At 67.7% G+C, this 7382-nt stretch carries 8 protein-coding genes and 1 pseudogene; all 9 read left to right on the plus strand.

Features of this window, described 5'->3' with window-relative positions; translation table 11 throughout:
* Positions 1-13 precede the first annotated feature (13 nt).
* The 9 genes and pseudogenes from LFM09_RS09760 (at position 14) to LFM09_RS09800 (ending at position 7350) form a co-directional block, all read left to right on the plus strand.
* Positions 14-394, plus strand: a complete 381-nt coding sequence (locus LFM09_RS09760; protein WP_414096009.1) for a DUF6153 family protein — start codon at positions 14-16, stop codon at positions 392-394.
* A gap of 52 nt (positions 395-446) precedes the next feature.
* Positions 447-1064, plus strand: coding sequence for a DUF305 domain-containing protein (locus LFM09_RS09765; protein ID WP_414096010.1), 618 nt, complete (start codon positions 447-449; stop codon positions 1062-1064).
* Positions 1065-1231: 167 nt separating this feature from the next.
* Positions 1232-1596, plus strand: a pseudogene (locus LFM09_RS09770) (BlaI/MecI/CopY family transcriptional regulator).
* Positions 1593-2420: a M56 family metallopeptidase gene (locus LFM09_RS09775; protein WP_414096011.1), complete on the plus strand. Its 828-nt coding sequence runs from the start codon at positions 1593-1595 to the stop codon at positions 2418-2420. Before LFM09_RS09770 ends, LFM09_RS09775 begins: the two are co-directional and overlap by 4 nt.
* A 323-nt stretch (positions 2421-2743) precedes the next feature.
* Entirely contained in the window at positions 2744-3505 is a 762-nt protein-coding gene (locus tag LFM09_RS09780) for a DUF3152 domain-containing protein (RefSeq protein ID WP_414096325.1), read from the plus strand.
* Positions 3506-3653: 148 nt separating this feature from the next.
* Complete coding sequence (locus LFM09_RS09785; RefSeq protein WP_363760335.1) at positions 3654-3935, plus strand: metal-sensitive transcriptional regulator; 282 nt, start codon at positions 3654-3656, stop codon at positions 3933-3935.
* A 37-nt stretch (positions 3936-3972) separates the two neighbouring features.
* Complete coding sequence (locus tag LFM09_RS09790) at positions 3973-4182, plus strand: heavy-metal-associated domain-containing protein (RefSeq protein WP_414096012.1); 210 nt, start codon at positions 3973-3975, stop codon at positions 4180-4182.
* Positions 4183-4193: 11 nt separating this feature from the next.
* Positions 4194-5117, plus strand: a complete 924-nt coding sequence (locus tag LFM09_RS09795; RefSeq protein ID WP_414096013.1) for a hypothetical protein — start codon at positions 4194-4196, stop codon at positions 5115-5117.
* Positions 5101-7350: a heavy metal translocating P-type ATPase gene (locus LFM09_RS09800; protein ID WP_414096014.1), complete on the plus strand. Its 2250-nt coding sequence runs from the start codon at positions 5101-5103 to the stop codon at positions 7348-7350. Before LFM09_RS09795 ends, LFM09_RS09800 begins: the two co-directional genes overlap by 17 nt.
* Positions 7351-7382: the final 32 nt, after the last annotated feature.

Here is a 7382-nt window from a genome sequence, read left to right on the forward strand (position 1 = left end):
GTACGGTAGTGGCGTGAGCGGGAGCATGCAGCGGACAGCAGCCCAATGGGCCCTGCTCTGCCTGCTCTTCCTCGGCGTAGTCGGCATGCACCACGTCAACGTGGACACCGACATGCCCGCCGGACATGCGGTCATGTCCGCCACTGCCGACCCCCACAGCGGCCGCGCACCGGACGAACCGGGACCCGCACCGACGCACGACATGCTGCATCTCTGCATGGCGATCCTCTGCGCAGTGACGCCTCTGTTGCTCCTGGCATCGCTGCTGCTGCGCGTCGTACAGCCTCACGAGGACGGCACAGCCGCCACACCGTCATGGCCACGTGCGCCGGCGCGGCCTCCCCCACCAGGCGGTCGCGGGTTGTTGAACTCCTTGTGCGTGTTGAGGTTGTGATCGACACCGGTTTCGCAGTCGGTCACATTCCCAGCACAGAAGGTTGCACATGATGAGCAAGTCCCTGATCGGTTTCGGTGTCGCGAGTGTTGCAGCGGTCGTGCTCCTCGCGGGCTGCGGCGGCAGCAACGACACGTCGGGCATGCAGCACAGCTCGTCCACCGCGCCACCGGCCGCCGCAGGCCAGCAGGACGGCCACAACGAGCAGGACGTCAAGTTCGCGCAGGACATGATCGGGCACCACCAGCAGGCACTGGACATGGCCGCAATGGTGCCGAGCAAGAGCACGAGCCCGAAGGTCACCGACCTCGGCAAGCGCATTGCCGCGGCACAGGACCCCGAGATCAAGAAGATGACCGAGTGGCTCACGAAGTGGGGCGCCGCACCCGCCTCGACGTCGATGCCGGGCATGGATCACGGCTCTGGCCACGGCTCGATGCCGGGCATGATGACGGCCGAGGAGATGACGAAGCTCAACGGCGCCACTGGCACGGAGTTCGACCGCATGTGGCTGGACATGATGATCAAGCACCACCAGGGTGCCGTCGAGATGGCAAAGACCCAGCAGGAGAAGGGTTCCAGCGCCGACGCCAAGAAGCTGGCACAGGACATCATCACCGCCCAGCAGGCTGAGATCACCGAGATGCAGACCATGCTGAAGCCGAGCTGACGCGAACAGAGCGCCGGACGGAGGTCGCACTGTTCTCCGTCCGGCACTCCTCACCGACGCGGGGAACACCGGCGAGATGACTGGGCTGGGGGATCCAGTCGTTCCTACTATAGCCAGTAGTAGGAAGTTCACAGGTATGTACCGTGTCCTGACCGCCCGGAGCGGTGATGCACGGACTGGGCGAGTTGGAAGCCGCGGTGATGGACGTGCTGTGGCGCGAACATCCGCTCAAGGTGCGCGATGTCCTCGAACGACTGGAAACGCCGAAGAAGCTCGCCTACACCACCGTGATGACGGTGCTCGACAACCTGCACCGCAAAGGCTGGGTCAGGCGTGAACGCGAAGACAAGGCGTACAGCTACGAGCCGGCGATGAGCCGCGCCGAGGCAGCCGCCCGCGCCCTGAGGGACGTCTTAGCTTCGTCGGGTGCCCCTGAGGCGTGCTGATGCACTTCGCCAAGTCGGCCACTTCTCGCGAATCCGAGTCGCTCCGACAAGGACTCCCTCGACAGAAGCGGTCGCCGGCCTCATGACGGTCGCGATCTCGTTCCTGATCGGCGCCGCGCTGGTAGGACGGTTCGCGCCGGGTTTCCTGGCCCGCCTGGTCATGGGCGGAGCTGACCCGCTCGTGGCGATCGTGGCTTGGCTCGCTTCCTCCATCGCGGTCGTCCTCACCACCGCCGCGGGCATCGTCGTTGCGTTGCTTCCCAGCCACGGCCTCACCGCGCTGCACAACTGCTGGGCTTTCATTCAGCACGGCAGCGCACCACGTATCGAGGCAGTGGGCGGCATCGTCGGCGCGGGCCTGCTGATCGTGCTGGCGTACCGGCTGGTCTCCATCACCGTCCACAGTGTCCGACGTCGCGCCCGCGCCCGCGCAGACCACCTCGCGACCCTGCACTTGGCGGCCCGCCGGGACGGTTCGAACCTGTGGCTCGCCCACGAAAAGCCGTTGACGTTCAGCCTGACAGGCAGGCCCGGCGTCATCGTCGCCACCGAGGGCCTCACCGCACACCTCAGCCATGCGCAGGTCGACGCGGTGTTCGCCCACGAACGCGCGCACCTGACCGGGCGGCATCACCTGCTCGTCGCGTTCGCCGACGCGTTGGCGCACGCGTTGCCGTTCGTACCGCTGTTCGAGCTGGCTCCGGCGGTGCTGCGTGAACTGGTGGAGCTCGCGGCGGACTCCGCAGCAGTCCGCGCCTGCGGAGCCGATGCCGTGCAACTGGCTCTGCTCAAGGTCTCCCAGCACGGCGCACCCACAACCGCGCTCAGCATGAGCGGTTCTCGATCGACCCGCGGATGGAACGCCTGCGCGCAGGTCGCCATCCCTCCGGCCGTGCACGCCAACTGCTGACCTGTGCTTTCGCCGGAGCGACCGCCCTGGCGCTGCCCGCCGTTGCAGCCTCGGGAGCTGTGCTGACCGCAGTTGCGCTCACATGCCTTTCATGAAGGATCTTATCTACTATCCAGCTTCGTAGATATGCTGTCGCCACGATGAAGCAGCAGTTGCGCCAACGGCCGACCACGACGAGCGGCCAGCCGCTCGTCGCACGTCTCCATCCGGTCGACCGCAGAACACAGCGACCGAAAGCCAGACGACGCAGACGAGACTGGTTGACCGCCGTCCTCGCAGTGATCGCACTTTGCGGTGTCAGCGCCTTCGCCGTGCGCGACGTGATGAAGCCTCGAGATCCTGAGGCATCAGAGACACAACAGACCGCGGGCACCTCTCCAGCACCACACGACGAGGGCGGGCACTCGATCGGAAGCCGCACGCCACCCGCGCCCAACCCGGACCCGAAGACATTCGGCGCGGCGACCGCGTCAGCCGAACTGCCCCCAGGCGGCGAGTTCACCACACGGGGAAACCGCAGGTGGACCGTCGTGCCAGGCACAAGTGGGCCTGTCGGCGGACCCGATCGCGTCACCTACACCGTCGAGGTCGAGGACGGAATCACGCTCGTCGGCGGCCCCGAAGGTTTCGCCTCCGACGTCAGCACGATCGTCGCCGACCCGCGCGGCTGGATCGGCGACGGCCAGCACGGTTTCCAGCGAGTCGACTCCGGCAAGCCGGACCTGCGCATCCGGCTGACCTCGCAGATGACCACACGCGAGGTGTGCGGGTTCTCGATCCCCTTCGAAGGGTCGTGCGTCAACGGCACGAACATCACGATCAACATCGCGCGGTGGGTACGCGGCGCGGTGTCCTTTCAGGGTGCTCTGGTCGAGTACAAGCAGTACGTCGTCAGCCACGAGGTTGGCCACGGCCTCGGGTACGACCACAAACCTTGCCAGGAGAACGGCGCTCTCGCCCCCGTGATGATGCAGCAGTCCTGGGGTGTGTCGAACGACTATCTGGCCGCACTCGGCACCGATCGCGTTTCAGCAGACGGAAAAGTGTGCAAGCCCAACGCCTGGCCGTACCCGGCCGGACACTGAGCGCGACGTCACGACGGATACCCCCCACCTGTATCGACGAATTCCTTGCGTACGGGTACCCCCCATGGGTATAAAGGCGGTAAGAGTCCGCCGTTCCCCCGGTCATCCACGACCGGCCGCGCGGCGGACCGATCGACAGGAGCGGTAGATGCACGGCTACACCGACAACAAGGAAGACCACCTGCGGCGCTTGCGGCGCATCGAGGGTCAGGTGCGCGGACTTCAGCGGATGATCGAGAACGACGACTACTGCATCGATGTCCTCACCCAGATCTCCGCCGCCACCAGGGCACTGCAGTCGGTTTCGCTCAACCTGCTGGACGAGCACCTGAAGCACTGCGTCAGCCAGGCCATCACCGAGGGCGGCACGACCGCGGACGACAAGATCGCCGAGGCCAGCAACGCCATCGCCCGCTTGGTCCGCTCCTGAACCTCGACGTTTTCGAACCACATCTGAGGAGCACCCGATGTCCGAGTCCGTTTTCACCGTCAGCGGCATGACCTGTGGGCACTGCGTCAGCTCGGTGACCGAGGAGATCAGCCAGCTCGACGGCGTGCAGAACGTGGCCGTCGAGCTCGACAGCGGCAAGGTCACCGTCACGAGCGCCCAGCCGGTCGCCGAGGACGACGTCCGGGCCGCCGTCACCGAGGCCGGCTACACGCTGGTCGCCAGCTGAGGGAGAGTCAGATGAACACCGCCACGAAGGTGGCCGCCTACGCGGGTGTGCTGGCGATCGTCTTCGGCGGCGCATGGGCTGCCGGTGCCGCCGCCGGACCGATCGGCGAGGAGACCAAGCCGAACGCGATGGAGCACGGCGCCGAGCAGCCCGCCTCAGCCGAGAGCAAACTCCCACCGGGACTTTCCGTCGCGGACAACGGTTACGTGCTCAACCTGGCGCAGAACACCGCAACCGCCCGGACACCGCAGAACTTCAGCTTCAAGATCGGAACGGTCGGCGGCGACACCGTCACCAAGTTCGCTGTGGAGCACGAGAAGAAGCTCCACCTCGTGCTGGTGCGCCGTGACGGCTCAGGGTTCCAGCACGTGCACCCGGAGATGGCCGCGGACGGCACCTGGTCGGTCCCGCTCACGCTCCCCTCAGCCGGAAGCTATCGCGTGTTCGCGGACTTCAAGCCCGAGAACGGGGCCAAGACGACGCTGGGCGCGGACGTTCAGGTCGCCGGGGCGTACGAGCCGCAGCAGTTCACCCAAGACAGCCGCGAGTCCTCAATCGACGGTTATGTCGTCCGGCTGAACGGCGACCTCACCGCGGGCGCCGAGTCCTCTGTGACCGTGACGGTCACCAAGGACGGCAAGCCGGTCACTGATCTGCAGCCCTATCTCGGCGCCAACGGGCACCTGGTCGCTTTGCGCGCGGCCGATCTCGCCTACCTGCACGTGCATCCGCAGGACGGTCCCGGCGCGGGCCCGGACGTGAAGTTCGCGGTCGAGGTGCCGACGGCCGGCCGCTACCGGTTGTTCCTGGACTTCCAGCACGAGGGCAAGGTCCGCACCGCGGAGTTCACCCTCGCCACGGCGGGCACGGCAGCACCTCAGCCCACCAGCACGACGACACCGAAGGAGGAGGACGGCCATGGCCACGGCGGCTGACGTCCACACGAGTCAGATCGAGCTCTCGATCGGCGGGATGACCTGTGCCTCCTGCGCCGCACGCATCGAGCGCAAGCTGAACAAGCTCGAAGGCGTCCAGGCGACCGTCAACTACGCCACTGAGAAGGCGCGGGTCAGGTTCCCCGAGTCGCTGACTGCCGAGGACCTCGTCAAGGTCGTCGAGAACACCGGCTACACCGCCGACCTCCCCGCTCCCCCGCAGGTCGACGAGCAGATCGAGGACGACCCGACCCGGCCACTGCGCCAGCGGTTGATCACCTCGATCGTGCTGACCGTGCCGGTGATCGCGCTGGCGATGATCCCGGCGCTGCAGTTCACCTACTGGCAGTGGCTGTCGCTGACACTCGCCGCGCCTGTCGTGGTGTGGGCCGCGTGGCCGTTCCACAAGGCCGCGTGGACCAACCTGCGGCACGGCGCCGCCACCATGGACACGCTCATCTCGCTCGGCGTGGGTGCCGCGTTCGTGTGGTCGCTGTACGCGCTCTTCCTGGGTACCGCAGGCGTTCCGGGCATGACGCACGGCTTCGACCTGACCGTCCAGCGCATGCCGGGGGCAGGCAACATCTACCTCGAGGTCGCGGCGGGCGTGACGACGTTCATCCTCGCCGGCCGGTACTTCGAGGCGCGCTCCAAGCGCCGCGCCGGTGCCGCGTTGCGCGCCCTGCTCGAACTCGGAGCCAAGGACGTCGCCGTGCTGCGGGACGGCAAGGAACAGCGCATCAGCGTGGACGACCTGCGAGTCGGCGACCGGTTCGTCGTCCGTCCCGGCGAGAAGATCGCCACCGACGGAGTGGTCGAAGAGGGCAGCTCAGCGGTCGACATGAGCATGATCACCGGCGAGTCCGTGCCGGTTGAGGTGACCACCGGTGACAGCGTCGTCGGTGCCACGGTCAACGCGGGCGGGCGGCTCGTGGTGCGCGCGACGAGGGTCGGCGCGGACACGCAGCTCGCGCAGATGGCCCAGCTCGTCGAGGACGCGCAGAACGGCAAGGCCGAGGTTCAGCGCCTCGCCGACCGGATCTCCGCGGTCTTCGTCCCGATCGTCATCGCACTGTCCGTCGGCACGCTGGCGTTCTGGCTGGGCGCCGGTACGGGTGCCTCGGCGGCCTTCACCGCGGCCGTCGCGGTGCTGATCATCGCCTGCCCGTGCGCGCTCGGCCTGGCCACGCCCACGGCGTTGCTGGTCGGCACCGGTCGCGGCGCCCAGCTGGGCATCCTGATCAAGGGTCCTGAGGTGCTGGAGTCGACCCGCCGCGTCGACACGATCGTGCTCGACAAGACCGGCACGGTCACGACCGGCCAGATGAGCCTGGTCGAGGTGCACGCCGCGGACGGCGTCGACGAGGAGCAGGTGCTGCGGCTGGCAGGTGCGCTGGAGCACGCCTCCGAGCACCCGATCGCCAGGGCCATCGCCGCGGGTGCCACCGAGCGGGTTGGCGATCTGCCCGAGGTCGAAGGCTTCCAGAACCTCGAAGGCCTCGGCGTGCAGGGTGTTGTCGGTGAGCACGCCGTACTGGTGGGCCGGGCCCGTTTGCTCGAGGAGTGGAGCGTCCGCCTCAGCGAGGAGCTCGCGACCGCGCAGAAGGAGGCGGAGGACAAGGGCCGCACCGCCGTGCTGGTGGCGTGGGACGGCGAAGCACGCGGCGTTCTCGTGGTCGCCGACACGGTCAAGCCCACTTCGGCTGAGGCGATCGCGGGACTGCGTCAGCTAGGTCTGCGTCCCGTGTTGCTGACCGGCGACAACGAGGCCGTGGCGAAGTCGGTGGCCGCCGAGGTCGGTATCGACGAGGTGATCGCCGAGGTGCTGCCCAAGGACAAGGTCGAGGTGGTCAAGCGACTGCAGGGTGAGGGACGTGTGGTCGCGATGGTCGGTGACGGCGTGAACGACGCGGCCGCGCTCGCCCAGGCCGATCTCGGGCTCGCGATGGGCACCGGCACGGACGTCGCGATCGAGGCCAGCGACCTCACGCTGGTGCGCGGCGACCTGCGCGCGGCGGTCGACGCGATCCGGTTGTCGCGACGCACGCTCGGCACGATCAAGGGCAACCTGTTCTGGGCCTTCGCCTACAACGTGGCGGCTCTGCCGTTGGCCGCGCTCGGCCTGCTCAACCCGATGATCGCCGGGGCCGCGATGGCGTTCTCCTCGGTGTTCGTGGTGAGCAACAGCTTGCGGTTGCGCGGCTTTCGCAGCGCGAACAAGCAGACCGTGTGATCCAGTGGTGGGGGGCGCACCCCCCCCCCGGG

This window comes from Lentzea alba (genome assembly GCF_047445655.1).
Lineage (GTDB): Bacteria > Actinomycetota > Actinomycetes > Mycobacteriales > Pseudonocardiaceae > Lentzea > Lentzea alba_A.

Coding starts and splice junctions, on each gene's coding strand:
- LFM09_RS09795 (WP_414096013.1), top strand. CDS start 4,194: ATGAACACCGCCACGAAGGTGGCCGCCTACGCGGGTGTGCTGGCGATC.
- LFM09_RS09780 (WP_414096325.1), top strand. CDS start 2,744: ATGAAGCCTCGAGATCCTGAGGCATCAGAGACACAACAGACCGCGGGC.
- LFM09_RS09800 (WP_414096014.1), top strand. CDS start 5,101: ATGGCCACGGCGGCTGACGTCCACACGAGTCAGATCGAGCTCTCGATC.
- LFM09_RS09790 (WP_414096012.1), top strand. CDS start 3,973: ATGTCCGAGTCCGTTTTCACCGTCAGCGGCATGACCTGTGGGCACTGC.
- LFM09_RS09765 (WP_414096010.1), top strand. CDS start 447: ATGAGCAAGTCCCTGATCGGTTTCGGTGTCGCGAGTGTTGCAGCGGTC.
- LFM09_RS09785 (WP_363760335.1), top strand. CDS start 3,654: ATGCACGGCTACACCGACAACAAGGAAGACCACCTGCGGCGCTTGCGG.
- LFM09_RS09775 (WP_414096011.1), top strand. CDS start 1,593: ATGACGGTCGCGATCTCGTTCCTGATCGGCGCCGCGCTGGTAGGACGG.